This is a genomic window from Janthinobacterium sp. ROICE36 (genome assembly GCF_002869965.1).
GTDB lineage: Bacteria > Pseudomonadota > Gammaproteobacteria > Burkholderiales > Burkholderiaceae_D > Janthinobacterium.
On sequence record NZ_PEBS01000026.1, the window covers coordinates 18,593 to 34,926 of the forward strand.

The window sequence follows — 16,334 nt, forward strand, 5'->3', positions numbered from 1 at the left end:
TCCTTGTATAGGCCGCTCGCACGGCGAGTCTGTGGCGTCGGCCGAGGTGGGACACACTCAGGCCGGACGACCGTTTTTCGGGGTTGAATGAGCTGCAAAACGTGAAGGAGTCAAGCGCTGAAAATCAGCTGAAAAAGCCACGCTCCCATCGTGAAACGACTCTAGCATAGTCATGTTTCTGTTTCATTTCCTATTGAAACAATTGCACAGGCGGCCGTGGGCAGCCAGCGGGCGCTGCGGCACGGCACACAAGGGGGAACGGTGGAAAAATCAGGCTTGCGGGGCCAGGAGGCGCAGTCGCGGCACACGGCGGGCTGCTGGCATGTCGATACAAACTCGCTACAAAATTCCCGCCAGCCGCCTTGACAGGGGCAGGCACAGCCATTCCCTGGGCGAAAACGGCAGCGTTTCTTTACCTGGCTTTACAGCGTCATGCCGAGAATCACATCCTGGTAATCGGTGCGGCCCACGCGGAAAGTGCGCCGGCCCACCTGCGCAAAGCCGCAGCGCGCATAAAACGCCAGCGCGTCGTGGTTTTCCGCGTACACGCCCAGCAGCACCCTTCCCGCCCCGCTGGCGCGCGCCTGGCTGAGTGCCGCCTGCATCAGGCGCTGCCCCACGCGCTGGCCCTGGAAGCGGTGCAGCAGGTAGATGCGCTTGATTTCCAGGTCGTCCGGGCGCGGTTCGGCCACCGGCAGGCTGGCCGGACTGAGCACCAGATAGCCGACCGGGGCGCCACCGGGCGTGGCTTCGGCCAGCCACAGCCGCATGGCCGGCAGCGCCAGCCAGTCGCGGTACAGCTGCGCGTCGTGCTGGCGCTGGCAATGGGCGATGATGTCGGCGCCATCGAGGATGCCTGCAAACGCCTCCAGAAAGGTCGATTGTCCCACCAGCGCCAGCGCCTGTTCATCGCCCTTGGCGCACGGGCGAATGGTGATCGCCGTGTCAGTTTGTGTGCTCATGTCGCTTGCCATGCATCGCTCCTGATATGAAACAAGCCGGGCGAAGCCGGCTTGGATATGCTGTTGATGTGGGTGTTACTTGCCGCCCAAAGGCACCTCGCACAGGCAGTGCGTCAGGGCCATGAACGGTTTGTGCTCGCGCGTAATGCCCGACAGCCAGGAGAGGTCCTGCGCCATGCCCAGCGCCGCGTCGGCCGACAAACCCGTACTGGCCAGACCCAGTTTCACGTGCTCGCCCAGCCCCAGGGTAGCCATGGCCTTGGAGCCGAACATGCCGATCAAACGGTCCACGTTCGATGTTTCCTGCTCCAGGTAAGTTACGCGATAGTCGCTGCCCAGCTTGGCGCGCTTGGCGGCCGACGCCAGCGCATCGCCATAGCTGCCGATGCGGTCGACCAGGTTGCGCTCCTTCGCCTGCAAGCCTGTCCAGACGCGGCCCTGCGCCACTTCATTGATTTTTTCCGGCGTCGTCTTGCGCGCCTTGGCAGCCAGGTTCAGGAAGTCGCCATACACGTGGTTGATCGAGCCCTGGATCACTTGCGCGAAGCGCGGGTCGAGCGGGCGCAATGGGTTGCCCGCGTCGGCCAGCCAGGTGGTGGGCGAACCGGCCGTGTGGATGCCCAGCTTTTCCACCACCTTGTCGGCCGTCGGCAGAATCGCGAACACGCCGATGGAACCGGTGATGGTGGCCGCGTCGGCGATCACTTCATCGGACGAGGTGCTGATCCAGTAGCCGCCCGAAGCGGCCACGTTGCCCATCGAGACGACCACCGGCTTGCCGGCGGCGCGCGTCAGTTCCAGTTCGCGGCGAATCAGTTCTGAGCCGAAGGCGCTGCCGCCCGGCGAATCGATACGCAGCACGATGGCCTTGATCGATTTGTCTTCGCGTGCCTGGCGGATCAAACGCGAGGTGGACAGGCCGCCGATGGCGCCCGGTGGCGCGATGCCGTCGCCGATTTCACCCGACGCAATGACCACGCCGACGGCGTCGCCCATGTGCACGGGGCGCAAGCGCGCCAGGTAATCGGTGTAGTTCACCTGGCGGAAGTTCGTGCCTTCCGTATTCTTGGCGCCGCGCGCCATCATGAACTGGCGCAGTTCATCGCGCGTTTTCAGGCCGTCGACCAGCTTGGCGTCCAGCGACAGCTTGCCCAGGTCGCCGCCAGCGGCCGTCATCAGCGCGGGCAGCGCATCGATAGCCTGCAGGATGGCGCCGGCCGGCAGCTTGCGCGCCTTTTCCACATCCGTCGTGTAGGTGGTCCACAGACCGTTGTTCAGGTAGCGGTCCGCTTCGGCCGCCGCTTCGGAGGGGCCGTTGGCGATGAAAGGCTCGGCCGCGCTCTTGTACGTGCCCACTTTCAGCAGGTTCACCGTCACGCCCACTTTATCGAGTGCATCGCGGTAGTAATTGCGGTAGCGGCCAAAGCCTTCCAGCATGACGCCGCCCATCGGATGCAGGAATACCTCGTCGGCCTTGGCCGCCACCAGGTACTGGCGCTGGTTGTAGCTGGAACCCCAGGCCGTGACTTTCTTGCCCGTGGCACGGAAGCGCTCCACGCCGGCCGCCACTTCGCGCAGCGACGCCAGGCCGCCGCCCTGCAACTCGTCGAGCAGGATCACCATGGAGCCGATGTTCTTGTCCTTGGCCGCCGTGTCGAGTACCGCCAGCACGTCGCGCAGCTGCACGCTTTTCTTGGTTTCGCCGCTGACATTGGCCAGCACCGCCTCGCGCACGCCGCCCGGCGTTTCCTCGACCAGCGGGCCTTGCAAGTCCAGCACCAGGGTAGTCTTTTCCGCCAGGGGCTTGGCGCCGCCGCCAAAGATGGCGATCAGGATGGCGACGACGATCAGCAGGAAAATCAGGTTGATGACCGCGCGGCGGGTGGCGTCCAGCGCGCGCCAGAATGCGCCTAAGCCGCGGCGCAGCGGCGGGAAGGGGTTGAGTGACATTGATGCTCCGTGGGTTGATGTACCGAAAGGAAATCAATATAGCTGAAAATGGCTGTGGTCGCCTTGGGATTCGTCTTATTTTGACAAGTATTGCGCGCCTTGGCCGCCCTGCCCTGGCGGCGTGGAAATGAGGAACAGGCCGCCCAGCACCAGGGCGCCATTCAGGATCAGCAATTCCAGGCCGATGCGGTAATGTGCGAACAGCAGCGCCTGCTCCCCTTCGATCAGCGCGCACAGCAATGGCCCCGCCACGGCCACCAAAGGTACCCAGCGGTCGCGCACGCCGCGCCGGCTCAAGAGGCCGAAGGCGAACAGGCCCAGCAGCGGACCATAGGTATAGCTGGCCAGCTTCAGGATGATGACGATCATGCTGGGACTATCGATCCACTTGAAGGCCATGATCAGGAGCAAAAACAGTGCGGAAAACCCCAGGTGGACGCGGCGGCGCCAGCGCATCTGCATGGCCGCACTCAAATCCTGCCTGCGCTGCAGGCCCAGGATGTCGATGCAGAAGGTGGAGGTCAAGGCAGTGAGCGCCCCGTCCACGCTGGGAAACAGGGCGGAAATGAGGGCGATGAAGAAAATCAGCTGCACCACGGCGGGGAAATGCCCCAGCACCACGGCGGGGAACAGTTTATCGCCCGTGGCCGTCACGCCCGCCAGCGGCGCATACAGGTGCAGCAAGCCACCGAGGAAGAGAAACAGCAGCAGCACGCCGGTCAGCACCACGGTCAGGCTGAGCATGTTCTTTTGCGAATCGCGCAAGGTGAGCACGGAAATGTTCTTTTGCATCATTTCCTGGTCCATGCCCGTCATGGCGATGGTGATGAACATGCCGGCCACGATGTGCTTCCAGACATAGGCGGGGCTGTCCGGGTCGACGGTGAAGATGCGCGTGAGTCCCTGCGCGCGCATGCGCTCAAGGCTGTCGATGAGGGACAGGTCCATCTCGCGCAGCAAAAACACGCTGCAAATCACCAGCCCCGCCAGCATGCAGGCCGTTTGCAGGGTATCGGTCCAGACGATGGTTTTCACGCCGCCCTCATAGGTGTAGAGCAAAATCAGCAGCAGCGCGACAGCGGCCGTCAGCCAGAACGGCACGCCGAAGCTGTCGAGTATCGTCGCCTGCAGGATATTGACCACCAGATACAGCCGCGCCGTGGCGCCAAGCAAGCGCGACAGGATGAAAAACGCTGCCCCGCTCTGGTAGGAACGCCGTCCCAGGCGCAATTCCAGGTAGCGGTAAATCGACGTCAGCTGCAGCCGGTAATACAGCGGCAGCAAGATGAACGTGATGGCCAGGTAACCGAGTACATAGCCGAGCATCAGCTGGATGTAGCCGAAACCGTTGCTCCCCACGGCGCCCGGCACGCTGATGAAGGTGACGCCCGTGAGCGTGGTGCCGACCATGCCGAAGGCCACCAGCATCCAGTTGCTATCCTTGTTGCCGATGAAAAAACTGTCGTTGGTGGCGTGGCGCGAGGTACGCCACGCCACGCCCAGCAGGATCAGGAAATACGCGAGGACGACGGCAAACAGGATGGTGGGGGACATGGGCGTTGCGCTGGCGGCAAAGAGGAACAGGGGCAGAAATATACAGCAACGCCCCTATTTACGCCGGCATCAGCAGCCGCTCGGTTTCACGCGCTCCACTTCCAGCCCGAACCATGGACGCAAGCGCGTGCCGACGACGTTGCCGACGAAGGCGCAGACCAGCCACAGCCAGCCGTGCAGGCTGCCCGAGACGATGCCGCTGAAATACGCGCCGATATTGCAGCCATACGCCAGGCGCGCGCCGTAGCCGAGCAGCAAGCCGCCGACGATGGCGGCGATCAGCGAACGGCGCGGGATGCGCCACACGGGCGCATAACGGCCGGCCAGCGCCGCCGCCAGCATGGCGCCCAGCACGATGCCGATATCCATCACGGAAGTCTTGTCTTGCGTCAATGGCGCGGCCAGGGCGGCGGCGTTGGCCTTGGTGGACCAGTAGGCCCAGCTGGCCATGTCGATGCCGACCAGGGACGCCGCTTTCGCGCCCCACAGCGCAAACGCGGACGTCACGCCCCACGGCTTGCCCGACAGCGCCAGGGTGGCAAAGTTCAGCACGACGAGCGCGACGGCGCCCGCCACCAGCGGCCACGGGCCATGCAGCCAGGGCGACGCCTGCGCGGGCCGCAGTGGCGTGGCAACGAGCTTGCCATGACGGCGCTTTTCAACGAGCACCGTGAGGCCGGCGATCAGCGCAAAGACGCTCCAGTTCAGCACCAGCGCGGGCGCCAGGCCCAGGCTTGTGACGAGGGAAATGGGTTTCAATTGCGGCAGCGCCGTCCAGAATGGCATGTGCGCCGTGCCGATCACGGAGCCGACGATGAAGGCCGCCAGGGTGATGAGCATGCGCGTGCTGCCGCCACCGACCGTGTACAAGGTGCCGGAAGCGCAGCCGCCGCCCAGCTGCATGCCGATGCCGAAAAGGAAGGCACCGACAATCACCGAAGTGCCGGCCGGCGAGACCAGGCCCGCCACGGGCGTGCCGAACAGCGTGCCGGCAGACAGGGCGGGGAAGAACAGCGCCACGCCCACGGCCAGCATCAGCATTTGCGCGCGCAAGCCGTCGCCGCGGCCATCGGCAATGAAGACGCGCCAGGCCGACGTAAAGCCGAAGGCCGCGTGATACAGGGTGACGCCAAGCAAGGCGCCCACCACGTACAGCGCGGACAGCGTGGCGCCCACCGTCAGCGCCAGATACCAGGCACCGAGCACGATGAGCAACAGGGCAACGCCCAGCGGTTTCGGATTGAGGGCGGCGCGCAGGCGCAAGGGTGACATTGCGGTATCGGACATGGGGAGTAGGGGCGAGAGGAAGGTAAACGTCATTCTCGCCCGTTTTGGTATTTTCTGCCAGCAACTTACTTGTAACCCAGGCCAACCGGCCCAGGGCTGAGTGCGCCACGGCATGAATCGACTTTTCACCGCCAGCACGCACGGGAATAGGATAGCGCCGGTCCAGGCCGGCGCCCCAGGCGCCTCCGGCGATGCCCAGATTGCAGGCGGCGATATTCAGGCCCGAGGCCACGTTGACGGCGCGCGGCATAAAGTGCTCCGCTTGCTGCACCACATACACTTGCAGACCGGCAACGTTACCGAAGGCCACGGAGACGCCATACACCAGCAGCAGGCGCGGCTGGGCCAGCACCTGTACTTGCTGCAACAAGGAGGCAGGCTTGCTGTGGGCAATATTCGATGGCACCTACAGCAGACTGCCGATGAACGCCACCAGGCCCGGGGCCTGGACGGCGAGGAAAGTTTCGCGCCAGCCGAAATGCTGGCCGATGAAGGTGCCCAGCGGCACGCCCGTCACCAGGGCCACGCTCAAGCCCGTAAACATGATGGCAGATGCGCTGAGGGTCAGCGCGAGCGGGGCAATGGGCATGACAAACTCCGATAAAAGATGTAGTCATGCAGTATCGGGGTTTTCTTTGTAGCGAAAAATACCTCATCGGGCAGAAGATACTTGCGCCTGAATCAATAATATAGCAATCTGCTACACTGGCCCGATCAAAACCGGAGCTGTTGCATGAATTCAGAAAAACTGGCGCTGCTGCTCACACGCGAAATGCCATATGGGAAATATCAGGGACGCTTGCTGGCCGACTTGCCGGGACACTATCTGGGCTGGTTCGCGCGCGAGGGCTTTCCCTCGGGCGAACTGGGCAGCTTGATCGCGCTGATGTACGAGCTCGACCACAATGATTTACGCGGCTTGCTCGACCCCTTGCGCACGCGCAAATCGCCGTGGCGGCCGGGGGAATAAGCCAGGTCTTAAAACTGGCGCACCTTCTTCGCCAGCATGGCGCTGAACTCGCCATTTTCCACCAGTTTTTGCAGCTCGCTGGCGCCGCCAATGAGCACGCCATTGACAAAGACCAGGGGGAAAGTCGGCCAGCCCGTCCACATTTTCAAGGCATTGCGGCGATGCCACTGGTTCAGATAGCTGCCGTATTGCAGGTACTGGTAGGGCGTGCCCAGCACGTCGAGGATCTTGCGCGCCTTTCGCGGAAACGGATTGAGCGCCATGCCGACCACCACCACCTGGTGCGCGGCGATGGCAGCCTGCACTTCGCGTACGATGTCCTGGTGCTTGCTGCCGATCAAAGGGCGAGCGGCGGGATGAATCTGGGCTTCGTCAAGGATGGCGCGGGTCATGAAAGTCCTAGGGTGAGTGGCATGCGGATCACGCATTGTGCCACGCGCACAGGCTGGCGTGCGCTTCACTGCGCTTCTTCGCCTCTTTGCGTGAAATAAATGCAAGGAATCACGCCCCTGTTCCAGTATCGCCACACCCGCCGCCTGATCGCTTCGCTTCTGCTCGCCGCCAGTTGCACCAGCGCCCACGCCGCTGCCAATCCTGGACTCGAAACGGGCTTGCTCCATGCGCTGCACCTGAAAAAGGGCACGACGGACAGAGTCGGTACCTCGGGCAAGGCCATCCGGGCCGACATGCGCGAAGGCTACATCGGCAAGCACCCCGACCAGCGCGCCGACTGCACCGATTACTACCTGCTGAAAAAACCGGCCAGCTTCATGGGGCATGAACTGGTGCGCATCGAGGAAGAATACATCCCGCAATACATCGGCTGCTGCGTCAACCCCGGCGCCGGCGTGATGGTCAGGGTGCGCGGTAAGACGCAGAAGCTGCAAGCGTTCGCCCGTGCCCAGCGCTGCACCTTGCGCGACCCTGTCGATATCCGGCATGAACTGAACAAGGTGGTCATCAAGACCCGGCTGCCCAAGGGCCATTACGCGGCATTGAGCTGCCGGGAACGCGATGCCGAGCGCGATGAGCCGTAAGCCGTAACATGGCCGCCCGCCTTCCGCCCTGCGCAAGTACGCTATCGCCACCTCAAGTCATCGTGGCCGTCGAATACGGTGATTGGACCTGCCAGCCCAGGCTTGCATACAGTTTCAAGCCATCCTCGGTTGCCACCAGCACCCGGCGCGCGCTGCCTGATCTCTGCCTGGCCGCCAGCGCGGCGATCAATACTCGCCCCAGCCCCCGGCGCCGGTGCGCGGCTTCGGTGACAATGCGGTCAAAAACAAAGACGCGGGCATGTTCCACGGCGTGGCCGCTGGCGGCAACAGTGCCCTCGCCGGTGACAATCCGCGCCATCGTGATGGCCTGTGACGTTGCCACTTCCAGCCGGTAGCCGGCCGGCAAGGCTGGTGCATGCAGACTGCCTTCCTGGGTCATGAAAAAGCCGCCAGGCAGCAATTGCCACCGAGGCGGCAAGAGACGGAGCAATTGCTCCCCCGAACCACACATCTTGATGAAGATATGCGGACCGTGAATCGAGGCTGCCAACGCGCTAATGCCTGGAGCAGGCCCTGGAAAAACGTAGCGCCGGATTTCCCCCGGCAAGCCCGTCTCGACGCGCCAGCCGCCATGATCGGGCACGGGTAGCGCCAAACCACGTGCCATGGAACGTGCCGTCAGCCAGGCAGCAAGAAGGCCGGGCTCAAGCAGATGCGCATTTCCTTGCTCCTCCATCGCCAGGCTCCCACAGTCGTCCCTGCTGCTGATGCCAGCGTGCAGCCGGCGGCTACCCGCCGGCCCCCATTCAGAACAGTTCGTCGAGCAGCAAATAAAATTGCAGCTTGCCTTGATCGGCATCAAGGATCCCATATTGCTGCACAAACCTTTGCTGTAGCGCGGCATCCAACTCACCGAGACTACGCCAGACGATGGCCAGGTCCTGGTAGCGGTCGGCAACGCCGGCCCGTCCCACGTCGATGCAGCCGACGACGGCGCCTTCCTGCAGGAGGATATTCTCCAGCGAAAAATCGCCATGCGTCACGGCGAGCTCGGGCACCAGGGGCAGGCAATCCTGCAGCGCCGCCCACACCTGCTGTGCCGTCCAGCCTTCCCGCCCGGCATCGAAATCGTCAGCATCGACCAGGCCCGCATCGATGCGCTGGCGTGCCTGGGCCAGCCGAACAGCATGGCCGGCGTCGAACGGACAGGTAGCCACCGGCAGCGCATGCAAGCGGCGCAGGAAGGCCGCCAGCGCGTCGACCACGACGGGGCCCAGCGCGGGGTGCGCTTCCAGCACCGCGGACGCCGTCGTGCCAGGCAGCGCAGTCAGCAGCAGCCATGCCTGGTCCGGGTCTGCCCGGCGGGCGAACTGCACCACGGCCGGCACGGGAAGGTATGGCGCCAGCCAGCGCAGGCGCGCCATTTCATCGGCGAGGTCGGCGGCGGCGCTACCCCTGCCGTGCTTCAGGTACAAGTCCGGCGCAGCGGCCCTGCCCTGCAGCCGGTAGACGGCGGCGTCCGACGCTCCGACGCTGTCGCTCGCCCACGCATACGCTGCCAGTGCGGCGCGCATGTGGGCGGGCATGGTGGCCATCACGGCGGCTTGTTTCTTTTCGGAGATCGTCATTTGCCTGGACTGTGGCCTATCCCAGCGGCACGTGCAAGCCCATCTTGAGGCAAGTCAAGGCCACCGAAGTGCGGTAGCGCCGGATATTGTCGTCGCCGCCGAACAAACGTTCCGTCAGCGCCTCGTATTCGGCCATGCTGCTGGCGGTAATGATCAGCAGGTAATCGGCCTCGCCCGTGATGCCATAGCATTGCTGGATGGCAGGCTCGGCCATGATGCGCGCGCGCAGGCCGGCCGTGCGCAGCGGATGCTCGTCGTGCAGGTGCACTTCCACCGTCAGTATCAGGGGGCGGCCCAGGCGATTCGCGTCGAGCACGGCCACTTCATGACGGATCACGCCGCTTTCGCGCAGGCGGCGGATGCGTCGCTGCACGGCCGGTGCGGACAAATGCACGGCGTGGGCGATTTCGCGCTGCGAGGTCGTATTGTCTCGCTGCAAGATGTCCAGGATCGCCAGGTCGAAGGCATCGAGGGTGAGGGAAGGCGTGAGCGAAAGTTGCGTCATGATGATCAAAATACAGTGCAAATATCGGAGCAGACACAATAAACTTTCATGCTTCCGATATCAAGTCATACTCGCCATGCCACAGCACCGTTACTCTTCTTTTATCCCCTTGCTGGCCATCCTGGGCTCCGTCACCTGCCTGGGACTGGGCACGTCGTGGGCCAAGCATAGCCTGTTCCCGCTGGTCGGTGCACAGGGCACGACGGCCGTGCGCGTGGGCTTTTCCGCCCTGTTGCTGTTGCTGTTCTGGCGGCCGTGGCGCTGGCAGCTGAGCCGCGCCGACCTGCGCATGGTGGCCCTGTACGGCGCCGCGCTGGGCTTGACGAACCTGTGTTTCTACATGGCCTTGCGCACGATTCCTTTCGGCATCGCCGTGGCGATCGAGTTTTCCGGCCCGCTGGCCGTGGCGCTGCTGGCCTCGCGCCGTCCGCTCGACTTCGTCTGGGTGGCCTTGGCCGTGGCGGGACTGGCGCTGCTGCTGCCGCTCGGCCACGACATCAGCAATCTGGACCCCACCGGCGTGCTGTTCGCCCTGGCCGCCGCCGTCTGCTGGGCTACCTATATTATCTTCGGCAAGCGCGCCAGCCATTTGCATGCAGGCCATTCGGTGTCGCTGGGCCTGGCGATGGCCGCGCTGGTGGTGGTGCCCGTGGGCCTGATGCATAGCGGCGCCGCCCTGCTTTCGCCCGTCGTGCTGGCCGTGGGCCTGGGCGTGGCCTTGATTTCCAGCGCGATACCGATTTCGCTGGAAATGGTGGCCCTGAAACGGCTGACGCCGCAAGCGTTCGGCATCATGAGCAGCATGGAACCTGCCGTCGCCGCCATGCTGGCCTTCATCCTGCTCGATGAACGGCTGGGTGCCGCGCAGTGGCTGGCCATCGCCATGATCATGGCCGCGTCGATGGGCAGTTCCTACATGGCGCAGCGCCAGAAACGCGGTGCGCCGGCGCTCAGGCCCGAATAGAAATCGTGAAGCGCGCGCCGCCCAGCGGCGAGTCGTCGATGGTGATGGCGCCGCCGTGCAGCGCGACAGCCCGGGCGGCGATGGCCAGTCCCAGGCCATGGCCGGCGGCCGCATGGTCCTGCTCGCGGGCCAGGCGGTAGAACGGGGCGAACACCTGTACGCGCTGGTCGGCAGGAATGCCGGGGCCGTCATCCTCGATGACGATGCGCAACGCCTCGCCGTCACGCGTGGCCGACAGCGCGATGCGCGCGACGGCATACTTGGCGGCATTACCGAGCAGGTTGCCGATGGCGCGCGCCAGCAAACGGGGATCGCCGCGCAGTTCGCCCAGGTCGTCGGCGATGCCGGCGTCCACTTGCTGCGGCAAATGCGCCGCCATGCAGGCGCGCAGCAGCGGCGCCAGGGTGAACGGCTGGCCCGGCAAGACTTGCGCATGATCAAGCTGCATCAAGCCCAGCAGCTCGTTGACCAGCGTCTTCAATTCTTCGACATCCACGCCCATGACGTCGATGCGCCGCCGCATGGCAGGGTCATGACCTGCATGCCGTTCGGCCAGCAGCGCCAAGCCGAATTCCAGCCGCGCGATCGGCGTGCGCAGCTCGTGCGACACCGACAGCAGCAAATGCCGGCGCGCCTCCAGCAGGGAGCCGATGCGCTCAGCCATCTCGTTGATGCGGCCCGCCAGCGGCGCGATGCTCGATGCGGGGCTGACCTGCGCCCGCGCCGCCAGGTCGCCCCGTCCGAAATCGTCGGCCATGCGCGACAGCGCCGCCAGGCTGCGGCCGTGCGCGCGCGTCCACCACCCGAGCGGCAGCAGCAGGCATAGGGCGATGACGGCGAAACGGATCGTTTCCATGCGCAGCGCCTGGCCGACGTCGATGGGCAGGTTCTGCGCGTGGATCACGTCGTCCTCGCTGCCGGCATAGCGCGCGCCCGTGCCGTCCACGCGGCGGTAAAAGCCCTTGCCGCCCACATCCATCACCACGGCGCCTTGCAGCAGCGGCGCGCGCCGGGCGGCCGGCAGCGCCGCCAGCACAGTGGACAAGGGCTGCAGCTCCAGCGTGACGTCCGACACTTCGCGCACCTTGTTCAGGCGCGGCAGCCATTCATCGGCGGGCGCCTGGTCGATGTACTGCTCCAGCAGGAAGATCTGGCCGGCGGCCTGGTCGCGCGCAATATGCTCGATCGGATCGCCGAACAGGAGGCTGAAAGTGAAGTAAATGACGCAGCTGGCCAGCGCGATGGCCAGCACCACCAGCAGTGCGAAACGCCAGAATAGACGGCTCATTCCCAGGCGGAGGGCGTGAGCAGATAGCCTTCGCCCCACACCGTCTTGATGCGCTCGGCGGCGCCGTCGTCGAACTTGCGGCGCAGGCGCGAGATGCAGTTGTCGATGCTGCGGTCGAGGCCATCGAATTCGATGCCGCGCATCTTGACGAGGATGTCGTTGCGCGACATGACCTTGCCCGCGGCGTCGGCCAGGATGGCGAACAGCTTGAATTCAGCACTGTTCATGGCGATTTCCTGCCCGCGCCAGTGCACGGCGCGGTTCTCGCGCGACACGCGCAGCTGGCCGATGACGATGTCGCTGCCGGCCGCCGCGCTGCCGCGCCGCTGCAGTGCGCGCAGGCGGGCCAGCAGCACGCGCGGCTGGACCGGCTTGTTCACGTAATCGTCGGCGCCCTGCTCCAGGCCCGAGACTTCGTCGAAGGAGTCTTCGCGCGCGGTGAGTATCAGGATGGGCACGGCGCTGAGCTGGCGCAACTGGCGGCACACCACCAGGCCATCGACGCCGGGCAAGGTCAGGTCGAGTATGACCAGATCAGGCTGGAGGTCGCGGAAGCGCGCCAGGGCCTGGTCGCCGCGCGTGACGACGTCGACCGCATAGTCATATTGTTCCAGATATTCCTTGACCAGCGCGGCCAGCCGCGCATCGTCTTCCACCAGCATGACACCTTGCATCGCTCCTCCGCGCCGCCAATTTTGTGGCGTATTGTAGTGGAGCGCGGCGCGAAAGTGGCACATTCGACAATCAAGTACACATTTGTACACTTTTCATACAAATGCGGCCTACAAATTGCGGACAATTCAAGGACAAACACAGGCGGATTCCGGGACGATGTTTGCCTAACATTCATGGCTCTTACCTCAACCGGAATCCGAACATGAAAAAATTTGTATGCAGCACCCTGCTCGCCGTCGCCGCCACCTCGATCGTCCACGCCGAAGGCCTGTACGTGGGCGCCAACGTCAGCCCGTCCAGCGACGGCAAGATCCAGTATGCGGCTGGCGGCGCGACGAGCCAGCGCGGCGCCAGCGGCAAGGCGGTGCCGTTCGGCGTCTTTGCGGGCTACGAGCTGGCGCCGGCCTGGGCCCTGGAGGGCGGCTACCGCGCCAGCGGCGGCGCGACCAGTTTCGACCTCGCTCCCGGCTACCAGCTCAAGGTGCGCGCCAGCGCCGCCTACCTGGCGGCGCGCGGCACGTGGCGCCTGGACGAGAACTGGTCGCTGTTCGGCAAGGCCGGCGTGGCGCGCAGCCGCGTCGAATTCACCACCGACGGCAAGAATGCGCCGCCCCGTGAATCGGCGAACAATACCGGCCTGTACGCCAGCGTGGGAGTGGCCTATCAGATCAGCAAGGACGTGGCGCTGCAGCTCGAATGGGAGCACGCCCCGAAAGTCAAATACGAAGGACTCGATAGCACGATGAACCGTCTGGCGCTCGGTGTCCGCGTCGGCTTTTAAAAGGATGGCATGAACAAGTTCGCTCCCCGTTTTTCTCCCCTGCTGTTGCTGCTGGCCGCCGGCGTTCCGGCACTGGCCGAGGCAGCCAGCGGCACCAGCACCCTGATGATGCCCGACGGGAGCAGGGATATGTACGTGGGAGCGGCTGTCACGGGCAGTTCCGCGACGGATGATGGCGCACCGCGCACCGCCGTCCTGCGGCCGCTGCTGCAAGTCCAGTGGAGCAACGGCGTGTTCGTCTCGGCCAGCGGCGTGGCGGGCATGCACCTGTCGGCCACGCCGGGCGTGGAATACGGCCCGTTGCTGGCCGCCAGCAATGCGCGCGATCCGGAAGATGGCTGGCGCCTGCGCGGCACGCGGCGCATCAAGGGCTCGCCCGATGTGGGCGGCTTTTATGGCTATTACCTGGGCGACGCGGCGCGCGTCACGTCGAACCTGATGTACGACACGAGTGCGCACGGCTGGCGCGCACAGCTCGCCGTGCAAAAGACCCTGCCATCGCTGGCGGCCCATCATACGGCGATCTTATCGGCCGGCGTCTCGCTGGCCAGCGGCGCCGTGATGGACGAGCGGTACGCCGTCAGCTTCACCGCCGGCGGCGCGCGCGACTACCGCCCGGCCGGCGGCGTCACCTGCATCGACGCGGCTATCCACTGGAACTGGGCCCTGAGCAGCAAGTGGCTGCTCAACAGCGCCGTGACGGGCACGCGGCTGGGCAGCGGGCCGGCCCACAGCCCCTTCATCGAACGGCGCAACGTCATCACCTGGTCCAGCGGACTCGGTTACCGGTTTTAAGCGCCATGCTCAAAGTCCTGCTTCTCGGCCTGGCACTGCTGCCCGCGTTCGCCTGCGCACAGGAAAGCAGCGACTGGACCGCGTATCGCGACGCCTACCGCCACATGATCTGGTTCGAGAAGTACGGCAAGCCCAAGCAATTCCTGCAAAACCATCTGCGCCTGCGTCCGCGCGACGCCAGCGTATCCATGGGCGACTTGCGCCTGACCTTGCACGGCAAGGGCGCGCAGCTGGCGCTGCCGCTCGATGCGCTGGGCCGCGCCGTTTTCCCGTTCTCCAAGGCCGCGTATGACCACAGTGCGGAGCTGACCTGGAACCGCAAGCCGGGGCAGATCACCACAAGCGCCTGGGTCTCCATCGTCACGCGGCCCGATGGCGTCTATGCGGCGGCCGACCTGCGCGCCGCCTGCGAACAGCTGCTCGCCTACCTGCGCTCCACGGGCGGGGCGAACGGCAAGCGCTGCGCCGGCGTGCAGTTTGCGTATGCGAGGACGGATGCGGCGCAAGTGCGCTACCAGGGAGGCGAAAGCACGGCGCTCCCGCTGGCGGCGCAGGAGGGCCCCGCGTTTCCCGGCGACGCCGTGGCCGGTTTCCGCATCTTCGCCTACCGTTTCAGTGCGCACCCGGACGGAGGCCAGGTCCTCACCAGCGGCACGCCGCTGGCGATTGCCGCCCTACTGGAATAAGGCGGGCCGCGTTCAGTGCGCGCCCGCGCCCGCCACGTGGTCAGCCAGGTTGCGGCGCGCCAGCCACGCCAGCGGCAGCAGTGCCAGCAAGGCGGCGGCCGCGCCCGCCCACGGCGACGACGCCATCAGCTGGCGCGACACCAGCAGCGCGCCCAGCATGGAGCCGAAGGAAATGCCCAGGTTAAAGGCCGAGATGTTCAAGCCGGAGGCGAAATCGACGGCTTGCGGCGTGTAGCGCTCGGCCGTAGCCAGCATGCCGGCTTGCAGGGCCGGCGACAGGCCGAAGGCGAATACGCCCCAGACGAACAGCATCACCGTCATCATCCATGGCGAGCTGATGCAGAGCGCCACGCCCACTTGCGTGGCGGCCAGCAAGAGCAGCATCAGGCGCAAGGCCTTTTGCCAGCCCAGGTGGCTGGTCAGATAGCCGCCCGCCAGGTTGCCGCCAAAGGTGGCGGCACCAAACACGATCAGCAAGGCGCTGGCCATGGTGGCGGAAAAGCCCGTCACCTCCGTCAGAATGGGCGTGATGAAGGTAAACGCGGCAAAGCTGCTGCCAAAGCCGAACGTGGTGACAGCCATCATCGTCAAAATGGGGCCGCTGCCGAGCGCCGCCAGCTGCGTCATGGCCTTGCCGCCCTTGCCCTGCTGCAAGCCGGCCGGCAGCCAGCGCGCCATGGCGCCCAATCCCAGCGCGGCCAGCACGACGACGGCAAAGAACGGCAAACGCCAGCCCATCAAATTGCCGAGGAAACTGCCGAGCGGCACGCCGATCACCATGGCCAAAGTCAATCCCGCAAACATCACGGAAATCGCCCTGCCCGCCTGCGCCTTGGCGACCAGGCTGGCGGCCACGGTGGCGCCGATGGCAAAGAAGGTGCCGTGCGCCACGGCCGTGATGACCCGTCCCACCAGCAACAGTGCAAACGTATGCGACAAGGCGGCCAGCAAGTTACCGGCCAGGAACACGCTCATCAGCCCCAGCAAGGCCGCCTTGCGCGGAAGGCGCGACATCAGCAGCACCAGCAGCGGCGTGCCGATGGCCAGCGCCAGCGCATACAGGCTGACCAGGGAGCCGGCCGATTCGATGGAAATATGCAAATCCTTGGCAATGGTCGGCAAGATGCCGACGACGATGAATTCGGTGACGCCGATGGCAAAGGCGCCGACGGCCAGCGCCAGCACGCCGCGCGGCATCTTGCTGGCTTGAGGGGAAACAGGGCTTGCGGTGGTCATGACGGCTCCAACAATGGTTCAAGCCGGTCAGTGTATCGATGGAATTACTTTTGAT

The 16,334-nt window shown here is 65.0% G+C and carries 17 protein-coding genes and 1 pseudogene; 6 read left to right on the top strand and 12 right to left on the bottom strand.

Going from position 1 to position 16,334, the window contains the following annotated elements; translation table 11 throughout:
- Window positions 1-422: 422 nt before the first annotated feature.
- The 5 genes and pseudogenes from CSZ94_RS12735 to CSZ94_RS12755 all read right to left on the bottom strand — a co-directional run.
- Entirely contained in the window at window positions 423-962 is a 540-nt protein-coding gene (locus CSZ94_RS12735) for a GNAT family N-acetyltransferase (RefSeq protein ID WP_102121884.1), read from the bottom strand.
- A 75-nt stretch (window positions 963-1,037) separates the two neighbouring features.
- Window positions 1,038-2,912, bottom strand: coding sequence for a signal peptide peptidase SppA (sppA, locus tag CSZ94_RS12740; protein WP_102121843.1), 1,875 nt, complete (start codon window positions 2,910-2,912; stop codon window positions 1,038-1,040).
- 75 nt (window positions 2,913-2,987) lie between these two features.
- Complete coding sequence (locus CSZ94_RS12745) at window positions 2,988-4,466, bottom strand: sodium:solute symporter (protein WP_102121844.1); 1,479 nt, start codon at window positions 4,464-4,466, stop codon at window positions 2,988-2,990.
- A 69-nt stretch (window positions 4,467-4,535) separates the two neighbouring features.
- Complete coding sequence (locus CSZ94_RS12750; protein WP_102121845.1) at window positions 4,536-5,753, bottom strand: YeeE/YedE family protein; 1,218 nt, start codon at window positions 5,751-5,753, stop codon at window positions 4,536-4,538.
- A 163-nt stretch (window positions 5,754-5,916) separates the two neighbouring features.
- Window positions 5,917-6,336, bottom strand: a pseudogene (locus tag CSZ94_RS12755) (MFS transporter); the annotation flags it as partial.
- A gap of 150 nt (window positions 6,337-6,486) precedes the next feature.
- On the opposite strand from CSZ94_RS12755, the gene CSZ94_RS12760 reads away from it, so the two are divergent.
- A complete protein-coding gene (locus CSZ94_RS12760; RefSeq protein WP_092794973.1) occupies window positions 6,487-6,723 on the top strand; it encodes a DUF3820 family protein in 237 nt (78 codons plus the stop codon).
- 8 nt (window positions 6,724-6,731) lie between these two features.
- Here CSZ94_RS12760 and CSZ94_RS12765 read toward each other — a convergent pair whose 3' ends face one another.
- Window positions 6,732-7,115: a glutaredoxin domain-containing protein gene (locus CSZ94_RS12765; protein ID WP_102121846.1), complete on the bottom strand. Its 384-nt coding sequence runs from the start codon at window positions 7,113-7,115 to the stop codon at window positions 6,732-6,734.
- A 99-nt stretch (window positions 7,116-7,214) separates the two neighbouring features.
- Here CSZ94_RS12765 and CSZ94_RS12770 point away from each other — a divergent pair, with 99 nt between their 5' ends.
- Complete coding sequence (locus CSZ94_RS12770) at window positions 7,215-7,760, top strand: hypothetical protein (RefSeq protein WP_102121847.1); 546 nt, start codon at window positions 7,215-7,217, stop codon at window positions 7,758-7,760.
- Between the two features lie 52 nt (window positions 7,761-7,812).
- Here CSZ94_RS12770 and CSZ94_RS27625 read toward each other — a convergent pair whose 3' ends face one another.
- From CSZ94_RS27625 to CSZ94_RS12785, 3 genes are read right to left on the bottom strand one after another with little or no spacing between them, the layout of a single operon-like run.
- Window positions 7,813-8,580 carry a GNAT family N-acetyltransferase gene (locus CSZ94_RS27625; RefSeq protein WP_258000950.1) on the bottom strand — a complete coding sequence of 256 codons (768 nt, stop codon included), beginning with the start codon at window positions 8,578-8,580 and terminating at the stop codon, window positions 7,813-7,815.
- Window positions 8,528-9,349 (bottom strand): APH(3')-I family aminoglycoside O-phosphotransferase, encoded by an 822-nt coding sequence (locus CSZ94_RS12780; RefSeq protein ID WP_102121849.1) that lies wholly within the window; start codon window positions 9,347-9,349, stop codon window positions 8,528-8,530. The genes CSZ94_RS27625 and CSZ94_RS12780 overlap by 53 nt, the downstream gene beginning before the upstream one ends.
- Before the next feature lie 16 nt (window positions 9,350-9,365).
- Window positions 9,366-9,854 (bottom strand): Lrp/AsnC family transcriptional regulator, encoded by a 489-nt coding sequence (locus tag CSZ94_RS12785; RefSeq protein ID WP_102121885.1) that lies wholly within the window; start codon window positions 9,852-9,854, stop codon window positions 9,366-9,368.
- 76 nt (window positions 9,855-9,930) lie between these two features.
- Here CSZ94_RS12785 and CSZ94_RS12790 point away from each other — a divergent pair, with 76 nt between their 5' ends.
- Complete coding sequence (locus CSZ94_RS12790; protein ID WP_102121850.1) at window positions 9,931-10,818, top strand: EamA family transporter; 888 nt, start codon at window positions 9,931-9,933, stop codon at window positions 10,816-10,818.
- On the opposite strand, the gene CSZ94_RS12795 is transcribed toward CSZ94_RS12790, so the two are convergent.
- Window positions 10,805-12,106, bottom strand: a complete 1,302-nt coding sequence (locus CSZ94_RS12795; protein ID WP_102121851.1) for an ATP-binding protein — start codon at window positions 12,104-12,106, stop codon at window positions 10,805-10,807. The two genes, CSZ94_RS12790 and CSZ94_RS12795, sit on opposite strands and share 14 nt — an antisense overlap.
- Window positions 12,103-12,780 carry a response regulator transcription factor gene (locus CSZ94_RS12800; protein WP_102121852.1) on the bottom strand — a complete coding sequence of 226 codons (678 nt, stop codon included), beginning with the start codon at window positions 12,778-12,780 and terminating at the stop codon, window positions 12,103-12,105. The genes CSZ94_RS12795 and CSZ94_RS12800 overlap by 4 nt, the downstream gene beginning before the upstream one ends.
- Window positions 12,781-12,983: 203 nt before the next feature.
- Here CSZ94_RS12800 and CSZ94_RS12805 point away from each other — a divergent pair, with 203 nt between their 5' ends.
- From CSZ94_RS12805 to CSZ94_RS12815, 3 genes are read left to right on the top strand one after another with little or no spacing between them, the layout of a single operon-like run.
- The gene (locus tag CSZ94_RS12805) at window positions 12,984-13,562 is read left to right on the top strand and encodes a porin family protein (protein ID WP_102121853.1); all 579 of its coding nucleotides are present in this window, start codon (window positions 12,984-12,986) and stop codon (window positions 13,560-13,562) included.
- A gap of 9 nt (window positions 13,563-13,571) precedes the next feature.
- Entirely contained in the window at window positions 13,572-14,357 is a 786-nt protein-coding gene (locus tag CSZ94_RS12810) for a MipA/OmpV family protein (protein ID WP_102121854.1), read from the top strand.
- Between the two features lie 5 nt (window positions 14,358-14,362).
- Window positions 14,363-15,043 (top strand): hypothetical protein, encoded by a 681-nt coding sequence (locus CSZ94_RS12815; RefSeq protein ID WP_102121855.1) that lies wholly within the window; start codon window positions 14,363-14,365, stop codon window positions 15,041-15,043.
- Window positions 15,044-15,055: 12 nt separating this feature from the next.
- On the opposite strand, the gene CSZ94_RS12820 is transcribed toward CSZ94_RS12815, so the two are convergent.
- On the bottom strand, window positions 15,056-16,279 hold the full coding sequence (locus CSZ94_RS12820; protein WP_219726003.1) for an MFS transporter: 1,224 nt from the start codon (window positions 16,277-16,279) through the stop codon (window positions 15,056-15,058).
- Window positions 16,280-16,334: the final 55 nt, after the last annotated feature.

Excerpts from the sequence above, each read along its gene's own strand:
- CSZ94_RS12735 (WP_102121884.1), bottom strand. The coding sequence starts at position 962 with ATGAGCACACAAACTGACACGGCGATCACCATTCGCCCGTGCGCCAAG.
- sppA (WP_102121843.1), bottom strand. The coding sequence starts at position 2,912 with ATGTCACTCAACCCCTTCCCGCCGCTGCGCCGCGGCTTAGGCGCATTC.
- CSZ94_RS12745 (WP_102121844.1), bottom strand. The coding sequence starts at position 4,466 with ATGTCCCCCACCATCCTGTTTGCCGTCGTCCTCGCGTATTTCCTGATC.
- CSZ94_RS12750 (WP_102121845.1), bottom strand. The coding sequence starts at position 5,753 with ATGTCCGATACCGCAATGTCACCCTTGCGCCTGCGCGCCGCCCTCAAT.
- CSZ94_RS12760 (WP_092794973.1), top strand. The coding sequence starts at position 6,487 with ATGAATTCAGAAAAACTGGCGCTGCTGCTCACACGCGAAATGCCATAT.
- CSZ94_RS12765 (WP_102121846.1), bottom strand. The coding sequence starts at position 7,115 with ATGACCCGCGCCATCCTTGACGAAGCCCAGATTCATCCCGCCGCTCGC.
- CSZ94_RS12770 (WP_102121847.1), top strand. The coding sequence starts at position 7,215 with ATGCAAGGAATCACGCCCCTGTTCCAGTATCGCCACACCCGCCGCCTG.
- CSZ94_RS27625 (WP_258000950.1), bottom strand. The coding sequence starts at position 8,580 with ATGCCGATCAAGGCAAGCTGCAATTTTATTTGCTGCTCGACGAACTGT.
- CSZ94_RS12780 (WP_102121849.1), bottom strand. The coding sequence starts at position 9,349 with ATGACGATCTCCGAAAAGAAACAAGCCGCCGTGATGGCCACCATGCCC.
- CSZ94_RS12785 (WP_102121885.1), bottom strand. The coding sequence starts at position 9,854 with ATGACGCAACTTTCGCTCACGCCTTCCCTCACCCTCGATGCCTTCGAC.
- CSZ94_RS12790 (WP_102121850.1), top strand. The coding sequence starts at position 9,931 with ATGCCACAGCACCGTTACTCTTCTTTTATCCCCTTGCTGGCCATCCTG.
- CSZ94_RS12795 (WP_102121851.1), bottom strand. The coding sequence starts at position 12,106 with ATGAGCCGTCTATTCTGGCGTTTCGCACTGCTGGTGGTGCTGGCCATC.
- CSZ94_RS12800 (WP_102121852.1), bottom strand. The coding sequence starts at position 12,780 with ATGCAAGGTGTCATGCTGGTGGAAGACGATGCGCGGCTGGCCGCGCTG.
- CSZ94_RS12805 (WP_102121853.1), top strand. The coding sequence starts at position 12,984 with ATGAAAAAATTTGTATGCAGCACCCTGCTCGCCGTCGCCGCCACCTCG.
- CSZ94_RS12810 (WP_102121854.1), top strand. The coding sequence starts at position 13,572 with ATGAACAAGTTCGCTCCCCGTTTTTCTCCCCTGCTGTTGCTGCTGGCC.
- CSZ94_RS12815 (WP_102121855.1), top strand. The coding sequence starts at position 14,363 with ATGCTCAAAGTCCTGCTTCTCGGCCTGGCACTGCTGCCCGCGTTCGCC.
- CSZ94_RS12820 (WP_219726003.1), bottom strand. The coding sequence starts at position 16,279 with ATGACCACCGCAAGCCCTGTTTCCCCTCAAGCCAGCAAGATGCCGCGC.